Here is a 20,464-nt window from a genome sequence, read left to right on the forward strand (position 1 = left end):
AATTCAAATTTTAAGGTTGGTCAAATATAGAATTACTGTTAAAAGTGATACATGATAATTATCATAATTAATAATTTTATTCTAAAAACTTAGCTTGAAGTTCCTTTGTGGGAATGATGCAACTTTCCTTTTTCCCATACCATTTATACCGATTTTTAGCAATGTAATCGTAAATGTAATTAGTAAAGGAAATAGGCAAAATAGAAAATAAAGTTCCAAAATAATAAATTCCGCCTAAACTTTTAGAAATTTCTACTGCAGCTTCTGATTTGTAGTAATAAGCGATTCCGGGCTGGTAGAGAATTATACTATCAATGTTTTTAGTATCGATTCCAATGTGTTTAATGATTTCCTGACCTAAATCAGATTGTAGTGCCACAAACCGAAATACATCTTTTTTATCATGTTTAATGATGAATTGTACCGCTGAATCGCAAAGATTACAAACGCCATCAAAGAGGATTATTTTTTTATCTTTAGGAAGGTTTTTCATTTTTTTGGAGTGTAATTATATGGATATTAGAAATTTTTTTGTCAGTTCGAGCGCAGTCGAGATGCTGTAAAGGATCTCGACTGTTCTCGACTGACAAACCCTCTGAAAGCTATTACGGGTTATTTTTTAACCGCCTCAACCAATTCCAATTCCTCTAAACTTACTTTCGAAGTAAACACGCCGTAATTAACCACTGCTTTGTTCTTTTCAATTTTATCAATACTTCCCACTGATTTTCCGTCGAGCATTCGGACACGATCACCTACTTTAAGAATGGCTTTTGGTTTTACAATTACGGGTTTTAATTTCTTCTCTTTCTTTTCCTGGCGAATTTCTTCTACATGAACAGTGATTTCTTCTATAACTTCTTTTTTCTTTTCGATAATAGCTTTCGCCTCTTTAGGTGTGGCTTTCTTGCGTTTTGAATTTTCTATTTCAATAATTTTCAAAAACTCCCCAATAAGATCTTTTTTGTTTTTATTATTGAAATATTTCTCGGCTATATCTTCTATTTTTTGACCAATGTAAATCGTTTTCTGATTGCTGTCATACAATTCCTGATAGCTTTCCAGTTTTTGCTTGATTTTCACATTGATGGTTTCCATTTTCTTGCCTTCTTCACGCGCTTTCGTTTCCTCTTCTTTTAGCGTTTGTGACGTTTTTTCCATCTTAGAGCGCTCTTTCTGAAGTGTAGCAATCGTTTTATCAAAACGCACTTTCCCCACTTCAATCTTCTTTTTCGCCCGATTTATTAAACTAAATGGAATTCCGTTTTTTAAAGCGACTTCAAATGTAAAAGAACTTCCTGCTTGTCCTAAAACCAATTTGTACAAAGGTTCTAATGTTTTTTCGTCAAAAAGCATGTTGGCATTCGTCGCAAACGGTAATTCATTAGCGAGAATTTTTAAATTCGAATAATGCGTTGTAATAATCCCGAAGGCTTCCCGATGATAAAACTCTTCCAGAAAAATTTCAGCTAATGCGCCTCCTAATTCAGGATCAGAACCGGTACCAAATTCATCGATAAGGAACATGGTTTTTTTATTGCACTTCTTTAGGAAGTAATTCATATTTTTTAATCGGTAACTATACGTACTCAGATGATTTTCAATAGATTGATTGTCTCCGATATCCGTTAATATGCGATCAAATAAAAACGTTTCACTACGTTCATGTACTGGAATCAACATTCCAGATTGCAGCATCAATTGGAGTAATCCAACCGTTTTTAATGATATGGTTTTTCCTCCGGCATTAGGACCTGAAATCACAATGATTCTACTTTCCTGATTTAATTCAATCGTCTGCGGATTCGTAATTTCATTTTTTTGCTTGTTATTCAAATACAAAATAGGATGGTAGGCATCTCTAAAATAGAGTCGGCGATCTTCTGTAATTATGGGTAAAATCCCATTGATTTTATTTGCATATTTAGCTTTGGCGGCAATCACGTCAACATCACTTAAAAAATCCTGATATTGAATTAGCAACGGTAAAAAAGGACGGATTTTATTCGATAATTGCTTTAATATTCGGGTGATTTCCTCTTTTTCCTCGTATTCTAAATTGCTTAGTTCACGAGAATATTTCAGTGTTGTTTCAGGTTCGATATACGCAATACTTCCGGTTTTGGAACTGCCCAGAATAGATCCTTTAACTTTACGGCGGTACATGGCAAGAACTGCTAATACGCGTCTGTTTTGGACGAAACTTTCTTTAATGTCATCTAAATAACCTAAGGCATTGTATTGCGTTAATGCTGTCCCAAAACTTTGATTGACTTTGCCGCGAACCAGATTCATGTTCCGACGAATATCCAATAAATCAGGTGAGGCATTGTCTTTTATTTCACCATATTTGTCGACTACTTCGTCGACCATAGTGATGATATCTTTGGTAAATTCAACTTGTGAAGCCCTACCGTATAAGTTGGGATAATAATCTTCGAATTTTTTAAGGAAATTCAATAAGAAATTAGCAGTTGATGAAATGGTGGCAATTTTTCTAAAACTACCCACTTCAAGAAAACTGTCTTCAATCGCCAAGAATTTAATTTCATGCGTTATGGCATCAAAACCATGATTAGGAATGGCATTGTTATTCTGGAAAGACGAAACATATTCAGATGTTTGCATTAATGCTTGCATCAAGGTTTCCTTATCTTTAAAAGGAGTGATTTCTAATGCTTTTTGTTTTCCAATATCAGTATTACAAATCGTCGCAATAGTTTCGAGAACGGTTGGGAATTGTAAATCTTGTAATGTTTTTTCGGTGATGGATATCATTTAATTTAGTAGAAATTTTTATACAAAGTTACAAACTTGTTAAGTTGTATTAATCTAAAACAATTAATTTTTATATTTGTTAAATGAAATTGCCATGATTCAAACTTAAATAGAAGAAAAAATAGCGATACCGTGTTCCAATAAGAAACAAATAGAAGCTTCGCATGAAAAAAGATGAAATAATCAACACTTTACAAACAGACAAGCAATTCCTGAAAGATAATTTTGGTGTTGAAACAATTGCTCTGTTTGGCTCCTATGCTAAAGGGCAGGAAAATCCGGATAGCGATGTTGATTTTTTTGTTGAGTTTAAAGAACCATCTTATAGCCTTTTGATGGGACTGTATTCTTATTTAGAAAATAAATTAAATTCTAAAATTGAGATCGTCAGAAAAGGTCCGCATGTATCCGAACGATTTCTTAATAATATCAAAAATGATTTAATTTATGTATGATGATGTTTATAAATATTCATTAGAGACTATTTTAGAACATATCAATATTTGTAATAGAAGGTTTTCTGAGATTAAAACTCCAATTGATTTTGTTTCAACAGAATACGGAAAAACACTTTTAGATGCTATTGTTACTCGTCTTCAGGCTATTGGAGAAAACTTAAAAAACACTTTGAGAAAACATGACTTGTTGCAAACCAATTATCCAGATATGGAATGGAACAAGATTATTCGTTTTCGAGATTTTATTTTTCATCATTATGAAATGTTAGATTATGAGATTGTTTATCAAATATGTGAAAATTACTTACCTAAATTAGAAATAGTTTTGAAAGCTGAATTAGGTAAATTTGAATAGTATGAAAATCAATCTCAATCCCTCTTGGCAATCCATTTTATCAGACGAAATTCAGAAACCTTATTTTCAGGATTTAATGGAAACTATTGTTGAAGAATATAATATTCATACTTGCTATCCTCCAAAAGATTTGATTTTCGCTGCTTTCAACTATTGTAGTTTCAAAGATGTAAAAGTGGTTGTTATTGGTCAGGATCCGTATCACGGAAAAGGGGAGGCCAATGGTCTGTGTTTTTCGGTAAATGACGGTGTCAGAATCCCACCTTCTTTGCGCAATATTTTCCGCGAAATGAGTGATGATTTAGGAACTATTTTTATGCCTACTTCCGGCAATCTGGAAGCTTGGGCGAAACAGGGTGTTTTGCTTCTGAATGCTTCGCTGACTGTGAGAGAAGATAATCCAAATAGCCATAAGCATTTAAAATGGAACGTTTTTACGGATGCTGTAATCCAAAAAATTTCTGATGAAAAGGAGTATGTGGTGTTTTTGCTTTGGGGGAATTTTGCCCATAAAAAAGGACTTAAAATAGACCGAAAGAAACATTTGGTATTAGAATCGGGGCATCCATCGCCAATGAGTGCGAATCAGGGAAAATGGTTTGGGAATAAACATTTTAGTAAAACAAACGACTATTTGAAACAAAATGTAATAGAAACAATCAGCTGGATTGCGGTAGATTAGTTCTGTTGTTTAAAGTTATAAATGCTTGATTTTACATTGCTTTGCGTGAGTGATGGTAGTGGAGCTCTTTTTTTGAGAGGTGTTTCAGCCTCTCAAAAAAAAGCGGGAACGTACAGCACGACCCGAAGTTGCGAGGAGAAACGACGAAGCAATCTGTAGGGTCACGCCCAAATTGAAATACTATTATTTGTAGAATTAAGTATTAAATAACATTAATTAAAGAGTCTATTTCTTGATTATTTCTTCCAAAGTAGCTTTGCCTTCTTCGTTTTTTATTTTCAGGATAATTTCTTGGCCTTTCAGGGTTTTGCCTTCAATCACATATATTTTTTCTTTACGAAATTCGGTATTGCTTTTATCAAAATCAACATCGCCGTATTGCAATGTGTTTTTGATGTCAATGGTATCAATCCATTTTTCGGCTAATATTTGGGACGCTTTTTCAGAATAATCAAAAGGTTTATTTCTTAAATCATTCAATACTCTTGCATTTGGAAAATAATTGCAACGGGTATCTTTTCCACTAAAAATAGCGGCTACAAAAAACAATCCTAATATTAAACCAATAAGATAATAAGCAAAACGATGTACGAATTTCATGTTTTAAATTTTTGGCAAAGGTAAAAGAAAGTTTTCTTAAAAAACAATTAAATTGATGTCGTTAATAGGTAAATCAAACCAATCGCCAATTGCTTTATTCGTAAGGATTCCATGATAGAGATAAACTCCGTTTTTCAATCCTTTATTGCAGCGTAAAGCACTTTCAATTCCGCCATCTTCAGCAATTTGTAACAAATAAGGAGTGATGATGTTGCTAATGGATAAGGACGCAGTTTTTGAATAACGAGAAGGGATATTGGGCACACAGTAGTGCAAAATATTGTTCTTGATAAAGGTTGGTTTTTCATGTGAAGTCACTTCTGAAGTCTCAAAGCAACCACCGGTATCAATACTTACATCTACGATAACGGCTCCTTTTTTCATATATTCTACCATAGTTTCCGTAACTACTACCGGGCAACGTTCCATACCTCTCATAGCGCCAATAGCGACATCGCATCGTCTCAATGCTTTAAGTAACGATTTAGGTTGAATGGTAGAAGTAAAAACACGTTGGTTTAAATTATTTTGCAGTCGGCGTAATTTGGTTATTGAATTGTCGAATACTTTAACCGTAGCTCCCAGACCAATTGCTGTTTTAGCGGCAAATTCTCCAACGGTTCCTGCACCCAAAATAACAACTTCGGTAGGAGGAACACCAGTAATATTTCCGAATAATAATCCTTTTCCAAATTCATTGGTAATCATTAATTCGGCTGCAATTAAAATAGAGGCGGTTCCTGCAATTTCACTTAATGATTTGACTGCCGGATAGGTGCCGTCTTCATCTTTTATATATTCAAAGGCAAGTGCAGTGATTTTCTTTTTAGTTAAAGCCTCAAAATAGGTTTTTTTTCTGGTTTTTAATTGAATTGCTGATATAAGAATCGTTTCTTGATTCATCATTTCAATTTCGACCAGCGTAGCGGGCTCTACTTTGAGTATCATGGGACAACTGAAGACTTTCTTGGTGTCATTAGTTATTTCGGCTCCCGCTTCAAAATATTCTTTATCCGAATAACTGGAACTTTCACCTGCACCAGCTTCAATCATTACCCGATGGCCATGATAGGTCAGTGTGTTTACAGCATCAGGAGTCAGACAAATACGGCGTTCTTGATAACTGGTTTCTTTTGGAATACCAATAAAAAGTTCACTTTTCCGTCTTCGTATCTCGAGTTTTTCTTCTTGAGGTAATAACTGCTGTTTAGTAAATGGTGTTGTCGTTATTGGCATTAGTGCTGTGAAATTTAGGGTACAATTTACGGAAAAAGTTTTAGAAAATGGCAATTGATTGCTGGAAAATGTATAGGTGCTAAAATTTAAAATTAGCGAATGATTCTTTCCATTTTAATATCGGCTCTTTCGTAAATACCGCCTTCTAAAGCTATTTCAACAAAACCAAATTTTTCATACAAATGGATTGCTGGCAGTAATTTTCTGTTCGAATATAAAATAAGCTTTTTAATTCCTTTCTCTTTAGCGATATTCAGGCAATGAAGCATCAGTTTTTTTCCTATTCCCAGTCCTTGAACGCCATCTGTAACGGCCATTTTACTCAATTCAAATGTAGTTTTATCAATTTTTATTAAGCAAGCCGTGCCAATGATTTCGTCATTAGTATTTAGCATAAAAAATCATTCCGCCTTTGTCGATGATTTCGCCTTGGGGATTCGATAATACGATTTCGTCTTTGGGTTCCACTTTGAAATATTTATTTAGCCATTCTATATTCAAGGTTTTTATAGGCTCCGTTAAAGCTGTGGTAAAAGGAATAATTTCAACTGTATTTTCTAAACTCATACGTATTATTTTATCTTAATTCTAAAGCACGTTTTCCATCAGGAAGTAGCTCAATCGTAATGACAGAATGGGTTTCAGGAATCAAATTCGGAATCTTTTCCGCCCATTCTATAAAACACCAATTACCGGAATACAAGTAATCATCAACACCCATGTCTAATGCTTCAACTTCATGATTCAATCTGTAAAAGTCAAAATGATAAATGATTTGATTGTTAGTAGTTTGGTACTCATTAACTAAAGAGAAAGTTGGACTACTCGTAGCGCCAATAACTCCAAGAGTTTTGCACAATTGTTTGATTAATGTGGTTTTCCCAACACCCATTTCTCCATGAAAAAGAATCACTTTATTTGGGTTTTCGGCTATGATTTTTTGTGCAACTTCCTCGAGTTGGTCTAAAGAAAAAATAACATTCATTCTTAATAAATTTATTTAAAGCTTAAAGTTTAAGGTTGCGCCAAAAACTAAAAACTGTGACTGAAAAATTTTTATTTCGGATTAAAAACTAAAAATGGAATAATCATTTCTTCCAATGAAATTCCACCGTGCTGATATGTGTTTTTATAATAACTCACATAATGATTGTAATTATTGACATATGCTAAAAACAAATCATTTTTTGCAAAAATATAAGAACTACTCATATTTATCGTTGGCAAACCAATATTTTTTGGTTCTTTCACTGCATAAACATCTTTGTGTTCGTAAGTCAAACTGCGTCCTGTTTTGTACCGCAAATTCAAACTGGTGTTTTTATCACCTACTACTTTCGATGGATTTTTCACGTTTATAGTTCCGTGATCCGTTGTCAAAATCAACTTGAAACCCATTTTTTGTGCCTGTTGGATAATTTCCAACAACGGAGAATTTTTAAACCAACTCAGTGTCAGCGAGCGATATGCTTTATCATCGGAAGCAAGTTCTTTTACCACATCCATCTCCGTTTTGGCGTGCGAAAGCATGTCAACAAAATTGTAAACTACGGTAACCAAATCGTTATTTTTTAATGCTTTAAAACCTTCAACTAATTTTTTACCTCCGGCAAGATTGGTGATTTTGAAATAATCTTCCTTAATATGCAATCCCAAACGTTTCAATTGTGCCGACAAAAACTCTGCTTCGTACAAGTTTTTTCCACCTTCTTCCGGATCATTTTTCCAATATTGCGGAAACTGTTTTTCCATTTCAAGCGGTGTCAAGCCTGAAAAAATAGCATTTCTGGCGTATTGTGTGGCCGTTGGTAAAATGGCATAATACGGAACCTCTTTTTCCAGCTTATAATAATTCCCCACCACACTCTCAAACGCTTTCCATTGATCGTAACGTAAATTATCAATCACCACAAACAAAATAGGTTTGTCTTTTTTTACAATCTCAGGAACCACTAATTCCTTGAATAAAGTGTGCGATTGAATTGGTTTATCCGCTTTTGGTGCAAACCAATCTTCATAATTGCGTTCAATAAATTTTCCAAATTGTGAATTGGCTTCTGCTTTTTGTGATTCAAGAATTTCAACCATACCTTGATCGTTGATATTCTCCAATTCAAGTTCCCAAAAAATCAATTTTTTGTACAATTCAATCCAGTCTTCATAGGAATTCACCATCGCCATTTCCATCGAAATTTTTCGGAATTCCTTCTGATAATCCAACGTAGTTTTTTGCGATATCAAGCGGGAATGATCCAGATTTTTCTTCAAACTCAACAAAATCTGATTTGGATTCACGGGTTTGATCAAATAATCGGCAATTTTAGAGCCAATCGCTTCCTCCATGATGTATTCCTCCTCACTTTTGGTAATCATAATCATGGGAACCGAAGATTTTTTCTCTTTCATCTCCGATAGCGTTTCCAAGCCGCTCATTCCGGGCATATTTTCATCCAGAAAAACAATATCAAAATTGTTTTCCTCAAAAATATCAACCGCATCACGACCGTTATTGCAAGTAGTTACTTCGTAATTTTTCTTTTCCAGAAATAATATGTGGGGCTTTAAAAGGTCGATTTCATCATCCACCCAAAGTATTTTTATTTTATCCATAAGTCCTATTAAAAGTGATCAAAAGTAATAATTGAAAGTGCCAATTTACTGTTTTTTGCAAAGGTTAGTTCCTAATATTATGATAATTTTTCGTGCAATAGTTCTCCGTATTGCTATATAAAGATAAGAATTTTTAGCATTGAAATTGTTTCCGGGCGTGCCCCATCCTCCGTAAACTCCATCTGGGTCGGGCTGTGTGCTGTATCTTTCCTTTTTAAAGAAAAAAGGAAAGGATGCCGCTTCCATTCCTCACGCAGCTGCGACAACGATTGGGTTTTATAACTATGATTTAGATAAGAAAAGTTTTCAGAAAATAGATGAAGATTGTATTGTTTGTAGTTGTTTTTTTATAAATTCGTAAACGAACAAAAATTAATTTTCGTTGTAGAAAATAGTGAATTTAGGGTGGATTGTCGCCAATTTATGCAAGTTATCGTACATTCTTAAAATTTATATAAAAAAATAAAATTAAATGAATAAAGAAAAAGCATTGACTTATAGTTTGTTAGCTCATATTCGTAATACAGGAACTTTAGCAAAAGGACCGATTGATATTTTTATTCCACTTATTAAAAGAGCTTTGTCCAAAATGAATTCTGTTGGGATTTATCAAGGAAAAAGTATAATTGAAATAAAAAAAACTGCAGATGAACTATATTTTATTGACTTTCCAATTCCTGTTTTAAAAAAAATATTAACAGAAATATGCAAAGAAGTTAATACTGATGAACAAACTCATTTTGTACTCTACAATGATGGAGCATTTAGTATAAATCAATATACTTTTTCAGAGTTTGAAGAAATTATAGAAAGTCAAACAAAAGTCATTAACGAATTAGAAGAACTTTTTAGACAATTTTGCGACACATCTGAATTGAAAATTGAAAATACAGAATCTATTTTTAAATTTATTGAAAAAAATAAATTTAATTTATCTAAATATCTATCAAACAGTCAGTTAATAAATGGTTTTGACTATACTGCGGAAGCACAATTTGTAAATTTTTTCAAGAAAATTCCACCGATTTATGACAAAATAAAAAACATTTATTTGGGTTCTATTATTGCTGGATATATTGAATATAATTCTGATGAAGCAGAAAGAGAAATTGAATTATTATTTGATACAAATTTCATTGTTGGTCTTTTAGATTTAAATACGCCTGAATCTACTCATACTTGTAGAACGCTTTTAGAAATTGCAAAACAACAGAAATTTAAAATTAGGATTCTAAAAGATACAATAGAAGAGACTAAAAATCTATTAGATACAAAAGCTGAATATTACGATAAATCCTTTCTTCAAAAAAAAGTTAATCCAGAAGATGTTTATAATGCATGTGTTAGAAGAAAATTAAGTAAATCGGATTTAGAAAGAATTGCTGATAATTTAGAATCAAGTATTGGTAAATTTGGAATTAGTATTCTTTATCAGACAGATAAATTAAATAATGAAGCAAAATTTACTGAAGAATATAAAATTTTTGAAAAAGTTAGAAATTCAAAAAAATCTGCTTTACACGATGCAACCGCAATTCTTTATATAAATAAAGTAAGAAAAACAAAAATTAAAGAATTCGACAAAGTAAATGCTTGGTTTGTTAATAATTCAACTTCAAATGACGGAGAAAATATATTTTTAAAAAATGGTTTTCAACCTGAAAGTATTAAAGCAGACGACTTATTAAATATACTTTGGTTAAGTAATCCTAAAGTAAATAAAACAATTGAAGGTAATGATTTAGCTGAAATTGGATTAACTTCAATAATTTCGTTATCATTAAATAATAATTTGCCAAAATCAAAAATTTTAAGAGAGTTAGATGATAATATCCATAAGTATGCAAAAGAAGAAATTAGCGATACTGATATTATTAGAGTCGCGACAAGAATAACAAACAAACAATTAAGGGATATTGAAGAACTTAATGAACTTGCCGATAAAGATAAAGTGGAGTTTGTAAAAAGACTTGAAGAAGAAGCTAATAAGCAAAAAAGAATAGAAGAAGTAAGAATAAAAAAATTAGAACATATATTTAAAGATATTTCTATAAGAACTGATGAACTTGAAAAATCAAAAAAAGAATTTCAAGAAAAGTCAAAAGGTATTGATAAAATAGTAACTGAAAAGAATCACTCTATATCAAAAGTGACTGAATTAGAATCAGCGTTATTAAAAGAAAAAAATTTAAATAGAGACGTATTAAGAAGGACTTGGATAGAAACTGAATTGTATAAATGGAGAAGAAAAACTTGGGTTGAATTTACTATTTTGAGTTTAATTTTTTTAATCGGATTATCATATATATTATTTCAATCAGATTGGGACATAAATAAGGCAATTGATTATATCAAAATATTAAAATCAAATATTATAATAAGTGGTTTAATTTCATTAGTTATTTTCATTTTGAATAGTATAACGGTGAAAACATTGTTAGGAAAATATAGAAATCACTCAAACATAAAAAGCTATGTTGAAAGACTAACAATTCCAAACGAAATGAGAGAAATAAATTAACCCGATCGCTCGGATATGTCAAGGTTCGATGGAACAGAAATTTTTTTCCGTGTCCATAAAGATTAACAGTTATAAAATAAAAACTAAAATAAATAAATATGTTTGGATTTAAACACATAAAATTTGATGCAATGACGTATGTTTTGCATTTTAAAAATGGAAACATAAAAAGAGAAGGTCGCGGACTTTCATTTTTCTACTTTTCGCCAAATAGCTCTATCGTTGCTATTCCAATGGGAAGTAATGATTTGCCATTTATTTTTAGTGAGTCAACAAATGATTATCAAACGGTAACGATACAAGGACAAATTAGTTATAAAATTACAAATCCAAAAACGTTATCCGATGTTTTGGATTTTACCGTTCAAGATAATGGACAATACAAAAAGAATGATATTGAAAATCTAAACCAACGATTAATTAATGAGGCGCAAACGGCAACTTCATCTTTTATTCACGGAATAAAACTAAAAGATGCCATTCGTTCTGCAAAGACAATCGAAGAAAGTATTATTGAAGGATTGAAAAATTCTACCGCCATAAATATGCTTGGAATAGAAATTTTGGGAGCTAATATTTTGGCGATTTCTGCAACTCCAGAAATGTCAAGAGCATTAGAAACCGAAACAAGGGAAAAACTACAACAAGAAGCCGATCAAGCCATTTACGAAAGAAGAAATTTTGCTGTAGAGCAAGAAAGAAAAATTAAAGAAACAGAACTAAATACTGAAATTGCAATTGAAGAAAAACAAAAGCAAATTACAGAGAAGAAAATGGAATCGGAAGTCATAAAAGCGGAGAATGACAGGAAGTTGCGAGAAATGAAATTGGAAGCGGATATTTCTGTTGAAAATCAAAGGAAATTACTGATTGAAGAGAAAACAGAAAATGATAAAATCGAAGCCGAAACGCAAGGTTATGTGATTGAAGCAACTTTGAAACCTTACAAAGATGTTGATTGGAAAATCTTAACCGCTTTAAACAATAATCCTGACCCTAAATTTAATATAGCACTTGCATTTAGACAGTTAGCAGAAAATGCTGATAAAATTGGGAACTTGAATATAAGTCCCGATTTATTAGATTCTTTGTTGAACGAGAAATAAGAAAAGATGAATATTGAATATGCAATAATTGTAAAAAACAAGACTCGGCTTGAACTATTAATTGAAAGATTTAATACAAAAGCACAGGCCAAATTTTACATTGAAAGACTTGGTGGAAACTTTAATGATTACGAGATTGAAAATGAAATTTTTCAAAATTCGTTGCAATCATTGCAGCTCCAACTTTCAAAAGTGATTAAAAATAAAATCGTGGAAAGAAATTTTGTTTCCTCATTTATATTCTCCGAGAATCAGTTAATTATCGTAATTGGTCAAGATGGTCTTGTCGCCAATACTGCAAAATATTCAAGAAATATCCCAATAATAGGAGTGAATCCAGATAAAGAAAGATATGATGGAGTTTTATTACCATTTGATACTGCTAACTTTATTGGCGGGGTTGAAAATGTAATTAGTACTAAATACGATTCTAAAACGATGCGATTTGCTGAAGCAAAACTAAATGATGGACAACGACTTTTAGCGTTTAATGATTTGTTTATTGGTGCATCAACGCATATTTCTGCAAAATATAAAATAACGTATAACAACACCATTGAAGAGCAGTCGTCAAGCGGCTTAATCGTTTCAACTCCTGCTGGTTCAACCGGATGGTTGAGTTCGATTTTTAATATGTCCTATGGAATCACAAATATGTTTGAAAAGAATTTAAAACCCAAAAGACCAAAACTAAAAGACAATGAATTGTTGTTTGCAGTCAGAGAGCCTTTTCAAAGTGTTAGAACTCAAATTGGAATAACGGTTGGAATTATAAAAACTCAAAATAGTTTAACAATAGAATCATTAATGCCAACAAGCGGCGTGATTTTTAGCGACGGAATCGAATCTGATTTTTTAAGATTTAATAGTGGTTCGATTGCAACTATTGGAATAGCTAAAGAAACCGCTAAATTAGTAATCTAAAGGCCAACAAAGATTGGTAATTCTTAAGTTAAAACAATTATAAATTTATTTATGTTGTTGACCAAAAAACACCTGTTTTGATTATTTTTATATTCCTGTAACTTTACTAAAAACAAAAACAATGGAAATAAATTGGATTATTATAGCTGCAGTTTTGGTTTGTGCAATTGCTTTAATTCTATACTTGATTAAAAAGAATCAAAAGGATAAAAAAGACGTAACCAAATTTTTTAATACGGATACTACAATTAGAAAGGAATCAGAACTAGATGAAGAGGAGGAGTACTGATTGCATTCATTAGTAATTATTAAAAAATAAAAATGAACACTATAATTCTGAAAACAGAACGATTAAATTTAAGACCAATTACCGCATTAGATTTAGAGTATATTCATGAATTGCATTCCATGGAAGAAACAGATGAATTCAATACGTTAGGAATTCCACAACATATTGATGAAACTAAAGTGCTTTTAGAAAAATGGATTTTTGAAAACAACAAAGCGCTTACTACCCATTTTACTTTTGCGGTGGAATTAAATACTGGAAACCAAATTATAGGATTAATTGGAATCAATTTGGGAAAGTTAAAATATAAAAATGCCGAGGTTTGGTTTAAATTTCATAAAAATCATTGGAATAAAGGCTACGCTACGGAATCCTTGAAAGAGCTACTGCATTTTGGATTTAAGGAACTTAACCTTCATCGAATTGAAGCGGGTTGTGCCGTTGGGAATATAGGTTCCATAAGCGTTTTGGAAAAAACAGGGATGATACGAGAAGCCCATACCCGAAAATTATTGCCATTAAAATCAGGCTGGACAGATAATTATGGATACGCAATTTTATCGACTGACTGAATAACTTCAATTTGGCGGAAATGAAATGATTTAAGTCCAAAAACAAGAAACTAATGCTGGAAACATTTTTTTGTTCCTAAATGTAAAACAAAACGATTTTATTCTAAATTTATACTTTTATCAAACCAAACCAAATTATTTATGAAATCGAATAAAATCAGCAACTATTTTTTGAGTATCGCTTTATTTTCTGTGACCGTTGCTATGGCACAACATGATTATGTGAACACGCCGCCAGCCGTATCGCCAATGACTATGAAACCCGAAATGACTGAAATATGGGAACCACAGGTAAAAGTAATCAGTCCTGCTAAAAAGTTAGGAGATGCACCTTCGGATGCGATTGTTTTATTTGACGGTAAAAACTTAGATCAATGGGTTAGTCAAAAAGATGTTACAAAACCAGCCCCATGGAAAATAGTGGATAAGGAATATATGGAAGTGGTAGATGGTTCTGGAGCGATTCAGACAAAAATGCAGTTTGGAGATTGTCAATTGCATGTTGAATGGAGCGCACCCGATGCTGTAGTTGATGGAGGACAATGGAGAGGAAACAGTGGTATATTTTTACAAAACAGATACGAACTTCAAGTGTTGGATTCCTATAACAACAGAACTTATAGCAACGGTCAAGCCGGAAGTATTTATAAAGATGTACCGCCTTTAGTGAATGCCATGAAAATGCCTTTAGAATGGAATACGTATGATGTTGTTTATACTGCTCCGCGTTTTAAAGCTGATGGAAGACTAGATGCCCCGGCAAGAATAACAGTATTACACAACGGAGTGTTAGTTCAAAACAATGCTACTATCAGTGGGTTGACACTTTATATTGGTTTGCACAATTATCCTTCACCACATGGTGATGATGTGATCGCTTTACAAGAGCATGGTTGTAAAACGCAATTCAGAAATATCTGGATTAGAAAACTATAAAAAGAATTAAAAGGGAGCTAAAAAAGCTCCTTTTTTAGTATTTGTACGAACTGGAACGTCTGTTTTATTGGATTCAAAATCTCCATAACAAGCGGTTTCTATTTTAAAGTCTAATTTCCTTATATTTGTTGACCAAAAACAAAGTTATAGTGAGTCAAATCAATAAGCTAAAAATATTCAATGACCCCATTTATGGGTTTATTACCATCCCCAATGCCTTAATTTACGATTTAGTTCAGCATCCCTATTTTCAACGCTTGCGCCGAATTTCCCAAATGGGTTTGTCGTATTTGGTCTATCCAGGAGCAAATCACACTCGTTTTCATCATGCTTTAGGTTGCATGCACCTGATGCAAAAAGCGGTTGATGTATTGCGTTTTAAAGGTGTTTTGATTTCTCCAGAAGAGGAAAATGCTTTGTACATTGCCATTTTATTGCACGATATTGGACACGGGCCATTTTCACATGCGATGGAAAAAAGTATTGTTGAAGATGTTCATCATGAAGAAATCTCCTTGTTATTTATGAACCAATTGAATGTAGAATTCGACGGTCAGTTGAGTTTAGCAATTCAGATTTTTAAAGGTGATTATGATCGAAAGTTTATGTTGCAATTGATTTCCAGTCAATTGGATATGGATCGAATGGATTATTTGAAACGAGACAGTTTTTACTCGGGTGTGGCCGAAGGAAATGTCAATTCAGAACGACTGATTCAAATGATGAATGTGGTGGATGATTTCTTAGTTATTGAAGAAAAAGGGATTTATTCTGTAGAAAAGTTTCTGATGTCAAGACGCTTAATGTATTGGCAGGCTTATTTGCATAAAACAAGTTTGGTAGCCGAGTTGATTTTGACGAAAGTCTTAAAACGCGCTAAAGAATTGACGTTAAAAGGAATTCAATTGCCATGCAGCGAGCCGTTGCTGTTTTTTATGCAAAATAGAGTTACCTTGGACACTTTTGATACTGAAAATTTGGATTTATTTTCTCAATTGGATGATTTCGATATCATCAGTGCTTTAAAATCTTGGCAAAAACAGGACGATTTTATATTGTCATCTTTGAGTAAAATGATAGTTAATCGTGATTTATTAAAAATAAAATTAACCAGTGAAAAAGTTGCTATTGAAGAGTTGCAACCTTTGAAAGAACGTTATGCATTGGAAAATAATATTTCTTTATTGGAGACTAATTATTTTATTTTTAAAGGAAAAATAAAAAACCAAGCCTATAGTAAAGAAGCTGAACCGATACGAATTTTGAAAAAAGACAGAACAATTGAGGACGTTATAGAATCTTCTGATCAGCTGAATTTAAAATCGTTATCTAAATTGGTGACCAAGTATTATATATGTTTCCCAAAACAACTTGCCTAAAATGAACATTTAAAATCTATTTTTTTATATTTTTGTCGCAATGAAATTTACAGCAGAACAAATAGCAGGGATTTTAGAAGGAGAAGTTGTTGGGAATCCCATGGCAGAAGTTTTTAGATTGTCTAAAATCGAAGAAGGTGCTGAAGGATCACTTACTTTTTTGTCAAACCCTAAATATCTTAATTATATTTATTCCACAAAGGCTTCGGTGACAATTGTTAATGATACTTTTGTTCCGGAATCACCACTAGCCACAACACTGATAAAGGTACAAGATGCCTATGCCGCATTTTCTAAATTACTAGAATATTACAATCAGGTAAAGTTAAATAAAAGCGGGATTGAGCAGCCTTCTTTCCTTTCGCCAAGCGTAAAATACGGAGACAACTTATATCTTGGGAGCTTTAGTTATGTTGGGCAGAATGTAGTTTTGGGTAAAAACGTAAAAATATACCCTAATTGTTTCATTGGAGATAATGTAGTAATGGGAGATAATGTGATATTATTTGCTGGCGCAAAAATTTATTCGGAGACCGTTATTGGAAATAATTGTACGATTCATTCTGGAGCTATTATAGGTGCTGATGGTTTTGGTTTTGCTCCAAATCCTGATGGAACGTATACTAAAATTCCACAAATAGGGAATGTAATTATTGAAGATAATGTTGATATAGGGTCCTGCACTACAATTGACAGAGCTACAATGGGTTCTACAATTATAAGAAAGGGAGTGAAGCTTGACAATCAAATTCAGATTGCCCATAATGTGGAAATTGGTGAGAATACTGTAATTGCTGCTCAAACAGGTGTTGCAGGTTCTACAAAAATTGGTAAGAATGGCATGATTGGTGGGCAGGTAGGAATCTCGGGACATTTGACCATTGGTAATAATGTCCGTATTCAGGCTCAATCTGGTGTAGGAAGAAATATAAAAGATAATGAGATTCTACAAGGTAGCCCCGCATTTGGATACAATGATTTTAGTAAATCGTACGTTCATTTCAGGAATCTACCTAAAATTGTTGCAGAAATAGAGGAATTAAAAAAACAAATATCAAACCAAAAAAATGGAAAAAATGGTTAAACAGCAGACCATCAAAACAGAAATCTCACTAACTGGAGTTGGATTACACACAGGAAAAGAAGTTAAAATGACTTTTAAACCTGCGCCAGTAAATAATGGTTTTACTTTTGTCCGAGTAGATCTGGAAGGACATCCTGTTATTGAAGCTGATGCAAATTATGTTGTAAATACACAAAGAGGAACCAATTTAGAAAAACTGGGTGTAAAAATTCAAACACCGGAACATGTTTTAGCAGCATTAATTGGTTGTGATTTGGATAATGTCATCATTGAACTAAATGCTTCAGAGCTTCCAATAATGGATGGTTCTTCAAAATATTTTGTTGAAGCCCTTGAAAAAGCGGGTATTGAAGAGCAAAATGCCAAAAGAAATGTATATGTAGTGAAAGAAGTTATTTCTTTTACGGATGAAGCTACAGGCAGTGAAATATTAGTGATGCCAAGTGATCATTATTCAGTTACGGCAATGGTAGATTTTGGAACTAAAATTTTAGGAACCCAAAATGCTAACATGAAAAATATTTCGGAATTTAAAACTGAAATATCTGAATCCAGAACTTTTAGCTTTTTACATGAATTAGAATCACTTTTAGAAAACGGTTTAATAAAAGGCGGCGATTTAAATAATGCCATCGTATATGTTGATAAAGAAATATCCGCAGCTACCATGGAGAATTTAAAAGTTGCTTTTGGAAAAGAAGAGTTAACGGTTAAACCTAACGGTATTTTAGATAACCTTACTTTGCACTATCCAAATGAAGCAGCAAGACATAAACTATTGGACGTAGTGGGCGATTTAGCTTTGATTGGAACAAGAATACAAGGCAAAGTAATCGCCAATAAACCAGGTCATTTTGTAAATACCCAATTTGCAAAAAAAATGGCAAAAATCATAAAAATAGAACAAAGAAATTATGTTCCAGTCTATGATTTAAATTTAGAGCCGTTAATGGATATTCATAAGATTATGGCTGTTCTTCCTCATAGACCTCCATTTTTATTGATTGACAGAATTATTGAAATGTCTGAAAGTCATGTTGTGGGTATGAAAAATGTTACCATGAATGAAAATTTCTTTGTTGGACATTTTCCGGAAGCTCCAGTTATGCCAGGCGTTTTAATTGTTGAAGCGATGGCTCAAACAGGAGGGATTTTAGTATTAAGCACGGTGCCAGATCCTGAGAACTATTTGACTTTCTTTATGAAGATTGATAAGGTTAAGTTCAAACACAAAGTACTCCCAGGTGATACTTTAATTTTTAAATGTGATTTAATAACGCCTATCAGAAGAGGAATTTGTCATATGCAAGCGAATGCTTATGCTAATGGTAAACTTGTTGCAGAAGCGGAGTTAATGGCCCAAATTGCGAAAAAACAATAATTTTTTTGTTGATTTGGTTAATCGTTTATTCGATTAATCGATTAAACAGTTAAACGATTAAATAAAGAAAATGAATCAACCACTAGCATATGTTCATCCTGGCGCAAAAATAGCCAAAAATGTTGTTATAGAGCCTTTTACCACCATTCATAATAATGTTATTATTGGAGATGGAACTTGGATAGGTTCAAATGTTACCATCATGGAAGGCGCAAGAATAGGAAAAAATTGTAATATATTCCCTGGCGCAGTAATATCAGCTGTTCCACAAGATTTGAAATTCGGAGGTGAAGATTCTTTAGCTATAATTGGTGACAATTGTACAATTAGAGAATGTGTAACCATCAATAGAGGAACAATAGCATCTGGACAAACTACTTTAGGTAATAATTGTCTTGTTATGGCAACAGCGCACATAGCTCATGATTGTCACATCGGTGATAATGCAATTATAGTAAACGGTGTCGCTTTGGCTGGTCACGTTACTGTAGGTAATTTTGCAGTTATTGGAGGCTTAGCAGCAATTCATCAATTTATTAGCATAGGAGATCATGCAATGATATCTGGTGGCTCTTTGGTAAGAAAGGATGTTCCTCCATATACAAAAGCGGCTAAAGAACCTTTGTCTTATGTTGGTATTAATTCTGTTGGATTGAGAAGACGTGGTTTTACAACTGAAAAAATCAGAGAAATCCAGGATATCTATAGAATACTGTATCAGAAAAATTATAATACCTCTCAAGCATTAGATATTATCGAAGCGGAGATGGAAGCAACAACGGAAAGAGATGAAATTATTGATTTTATCAGAAATTCGTCAAGAGGAATAATGAAAGGATATTCAGGAAACTATTAAGAATAAGTCGCTTAATCGTTTATTTGCTCAAACGATTAAACAAATAAACAAATCAACAAAATAAACATAAAAATGGCATCTACATCAGACATTAAAAACGGATTGTGTATTAAATACAATAATGATATTTACAAAATCATAGAATTTCTTCACGTAAAACCAGGAAAAGGGCCTGCTTTTGTTCGAACAAAACTAAGAAGTTTAACTAATGGAAAAGTTTTGGATAATACTTTTTCTGCAGGACATAAAATCGAAGAAGTTAGAGTAGAAAACCATAAATTTCAATATTTATATCCAGAAGGTGACTTATTTCATTTTATGAACACGGAGACTTTCGAACAAATTTCTTTGAATAAAAATATTTTGGATTCACCGGGATTATTGAAAGAAGGAGAAAATGTAATGGTAAGTATCAATACAGAGACTGATTTACCACTTTCAGTAGATATGCCAGCTTCAGTAGTACTGGAAGTGACTTATGCTGAACCCGGAATTAAAGGAAATACTGCCACAAATGCTACAAAATCAGCAACTGTTGAAACAGGTGCAACCGTAAATGTTCCTTTGTTTATAAATGAAGGGGACAAAATTAAAATTGATACTACATCAGGTTCTTACATGGAACGTGTAAAAGAGTAAATTACAGTTCAGTATTCAGTTTGTAAATCAAGCTGAATACTGAATATTAATTACCGAA

23 protein-coding genes are annotated in these 20,464 nt (G+C 32.7%); 15 read left to right on the plus strand and 8 right to left on the minus strand.

Annotated elements, in window-relative coordinates; genetic code table 11:
- Nucleotides 1-76 precede the first annotated feature (76 nt).
- On the minus strand, nucleotides 77-493 hold the full coding sequence (locus tag ACNQGG_RS05995; RefSeq protein ID WP_417962127.1) for a thiol-disulfide oxidoreductase DCC family protein: 417 nt from the start codon (nucleotides 491-493) through the stop codon (nucleotides 77-79).
- 119 nt (nucleotides 494-612) lie between these two features.
- Nucleotides 613-2,778 (minus strand): endonuclease MutS2, encoded by a 2,166-nt coding sequence (locus ACNQGG_RS06000; protein ID WP_417962129.1) that lies wholly within the window; start codon nucleotides 2,776-2,778, stop codon nucleotides 613-615.
- A gap of 164 nt (nucleotides 2,779-2,942) precedes the next feature.
- Here ACNQGG_RS06000 and ACNQGG_RS06005 point away from each other — a divergent pair, with 164 nt between their 5' ends.
- Genes ACNQGG_RS06005 through ACNQGG_RS06020 form a run of 4 tightly spaced genes read left to right on the plus strand, consistent with a single transcriptional unit; the run spans nucleotide 2,943 to nucleotide 4,432 of the window.
- A complete protein-coding gene (locus tag ACNQGG_RS06005) occupies nucleotides 2,943-3,233 on the plus strand; it encodes a nucleotidyltransferase family protein (protein ID WP_417962131.1) in 291 nt (96 codons plus the stop codon).
- Nucleotides 3,226-3,591 (plus strand): HepT-like ribonuclease domain-containing protein, encoded by a 366-nt coding sequence (locus tag ACNQGG_RS06010; protein ID WP_417962133.1) that lies wholly within the window; start codon nucleotides 3,226-3,228, stop codon nucleotides 3,589-3,591. Before ACNQGG_RS06005 ends, ACNQGG_RS06010 begins: the two co-directional genes overlap by 8 nt.
- Nucleotide 3,592: 1 nt before the next feature.
- Complete coding sequence (ung, locus tag ACNQGG_RS06015; RefSeq protein ID WP_417962135.1) at nucleotides 3,593-4,273, plus strand: uracil-DNA glycosylase; 681 nt, start codon at nucleotides 3,593-3,595, stop codon at nucleotides 4,271-4,273.
- A gap of 21 nt (nucleotides 4,274-4,294) precedes the next feature.
- On the plus strand, nucleotides 4,295-4,432 hold the full coding sequence (locus ACNQGG_RS06020) for a hypothetical protein (protein WP_417962137.1): 138 nt from the start codon (nucleotides 4,295-4,297) through the stop codon (nucleotides 4,430-4,432).
- Nucleotides 4,433-4,498: 66 nt separating this feature from the next.
- Here ACNQGG_RS06020 and ACNQGG_RS06025 read toward each other — a convergent pair whose 3' ends face one another.
- From ACNQGG_RS06025 to porX, 6 genes are all read right to left on the minus strand, one after another.
- Complete coding sequence (locus tag ACNQGG_RS06025) at nucleotides 4,499-4,873, minus strand: DUF4258 domain-containing protein (protein WP_417962138.1); 375 nt, start codon at nucleotides 4,871-4,873, stop codon at nucleotides 4,499-4,501.
- 36 nt (nucleotides 4,874-4,909) lie between these two features.
- Nucleotides 4,910-6,109: an alanine dehydrogenase gene (locus ACNQGG_RS06030; protein WP_417962140.1), complete on the minus strand. Its 1,200-nt coding sequence runs from the start codon at nucleotides 6,107-6,109 to the stop codon at nucleotides 4,910-4,912.
- Between the two features lie 92 nt (nucleotides 6,110-6,201).
- On the minus strand, nucleotides 6,202-6,504 hold the full coding sequence (locus ACNQGG_RS06035) for a GNAT family N-acetyltransferase (RefSeq protein ID WP_417962142.1): 303 nt from the start codon (nucleotides 6,502-6,504) through the stop codon (nucleotides 6,202-6,204).
- Nucleotides 6,491-6,676, minus strand: coding sequence for a hypothetical protein (locus ACNQGG_RS06040; RefSeq protein ID WP_417962144.1), 186 nt, complete (start codon nucleotides 6,674-6,676; stop codon nucleotides 6,491-6,493). Before ACNQGG_RS06040 ends, ACNQGG_RS06035 begins: the two co-directional genes overlap by 14 nt.
- Nucleotides 6,677-6,686: 10 nt before the next feature.
- Nucleotides 6,687-7,094, minus strand: coding sequence for a tRNA (adenosine(37)-N6)-threonylcarbamoyltransferase complex ATPase subunit type 1 TsaE (gene tsaE / locus ACNQGG_RS06045; protein WP_417962146.1), 408 nt, complete (start codon nucleotides 7,092-7,094; stop codon nucleotides 6,687-6,689).
- 71 nt (nucleotides 7,095-7,165) lie between these two features.
- Complete coding sequence (gene porX, locus ACNQGG_RS06050) at nucleotides 7,166-8,719, minus strand: T9SS response regulator signal transducer PorX (RefSeq protein ID WP_417962148.1); 1,554 nt, start codon at nucleotides 8,717-8,719, stop codon at nucleotides 7,166-7,168.
- 472 nt (nucleotides 8,720-9,191) lie between these two features.
- Between porX and ACNQGG_RS06055 the strand changes: the two genes are divergently transcribed.
- The 11 genes from ACNQGG_RS06055 (at nucleotide 9,192) to efp (ending at nucleotide 20,406) form a co-directional block, all read left to right on the plus strand.
- On the plus strand, nucleotides 9,192-11,240 hold the full coding sequence (locus ACNQGG_RS06055; protein ID WP_417962150.1) for a hypothetical protein: 2,049 nt from the start codon (nucleotides 9,192-9,194) through the stop codon (nucleotides 11,238-11,240).
- A gap of 98 nt (nucleotides 11,241-11,338) precedes the next feature.
- The gene (locus tag ACNQGG_RS06060) at nucleotides 11,339-12,346 is read left to right on the plus strand and encodes an SPFH domain-containing protein (RefSeq protein ID WP_417962152.1); all 1,008 of its coding nucleotides are present in this window, start codon (nucleotides 11,339-11,341) and stop codon (nucleotides 12,344-12,346) included.
- Nucleotides 12,347-12,352: 6 nt separating this feature from the next.
- A complete protein-coding gene (locus ACNQGG_RS06065; protein ID WP_417962154.1) occupies nucleotides 12,353-13,270 on the plus strand; it encodes an NAD(+)/NADH kinase in 918 nt (305 codons plus the stop codon).
- 121 nt (nucleotides 13,271-13,391) lie between these two features.
- Nucleotides 13,392-13,559: a hypothetical protein gene (locus ACNQGG_RS06070; RefSeq protein ID WP_282742777.1), complete on the plus strand. Its 168-nt coding sequence runs from the start codon at nucleotides 13,392-13,394 to the stop codon at nucleotides 13,557-13,559.
- A 32-nt stretch (nucleotides 13,560-13,591) separates the two neighbouring features.
- Entirely contained in the window at nucleotides 13,592-14,131 is a 540-nt protein-coding gene (locus ACNQGG_RS06075; RefSeq protein ID WP_417962156.1) for a GNAT family N-acetyltransferase, read from the plus strand.
- A 141-nt stretch (nucleotides 14,132-14,272) separates the two neighbouring features.
- Entirely contained in the window at nucleotides 14,273-15,067 is a 795-nt protein-coding gene (locus ACNQGG_RS06080) for a 3-keto-disaccharide hydrolase (protein WP_417962158.1), read from the plus strand.
- Nucleotides 15,068-15,216: 149 nt separating this feature from the next.
- Nucleotides 15,217-16,446, plus strand: coding sequence for an HD domain-containing protein (locus ACNQGG_RS06085; RefSeq protein ID WP_417962160.1), 1,230 nt, complete (start codon nucleotides 15,217-15,219; stop codon nucleotides 16,444-16,446).
- Nucleotides 16,447-16,486: 40 nt separating this feature from the next.
- On the plus strand, nucleotides 16,487-17,530 hold the full coding sequence (gene lpxD / locus ACNQGG_RS06090) for a UDP-3-O-(3-hydroxymyristoyl)glucosamine N-acyltransferase (RefSeq protein WP_417962162.1): 1,044 nt from the start codon (nucleotides 16,487-16,489) through the stop codon (nucleotides 17,528-17,530).
- Nucleotides 17,523-18,911: a bifunctional UDP-3-O-[3-hydroxymyristoyl] N-acetylglucosamine deacetylase/3-hydroxyacyl-ACP dehydratase gene (locus tag ACNQGG_RS06095; RefSeq protein WP_417962416.1), complete on the plus strand. Its 1,389-nt coding sequence runs from the start codon at nucleotides 17,523-17,525 to the stop codon at nucleotides 18,909-18,911. The genes lpxD and ACNQGG_RS06095 overlap by 8 nt, the downstream gene beginning before the upstream one ends.
- 70 nt (nucleotides 18,912-18,981) lie before the next feature.
- Nucleotides 18,982-19,767: an acyl-ACP--UDP-N-acetylglucosamine O-acyltransferase gene (gene lpxA / locus ACNQGG_RS06100; RefSeq protein WP_143388917.1), complete on the plus strand. Its 786-nt coding sequence runs from the start codon at nucleotides 18,982-18,984 to the stop codon at nucleotides 19,765-19,767.
- 72 nt (nucleotides 19,768-19,839) lie between these two features.
- Nucleotides 19,840-20,406, plus strand: coding sequence for an elongation factor P (efp, locus tag ACNQGG_RS06105; protein WP_143388916.1), 567 nt, complete (start codon nucleotides 19,840-19,842; stop codon nucleotides 20,404-20,406).
- Nucleotides 20,407-20,464: the final 58 nt, after the last annotated feature.

Source organism: Flavobacterium esculini (genome assembly GCF_048284325.1).
Taxonomy (GTDB): domain Bacteria; phylum Bacteroidota; class Bacteroidia; order Flavobacteriales; family Flavobacteriaceae; genus Flavobacterium.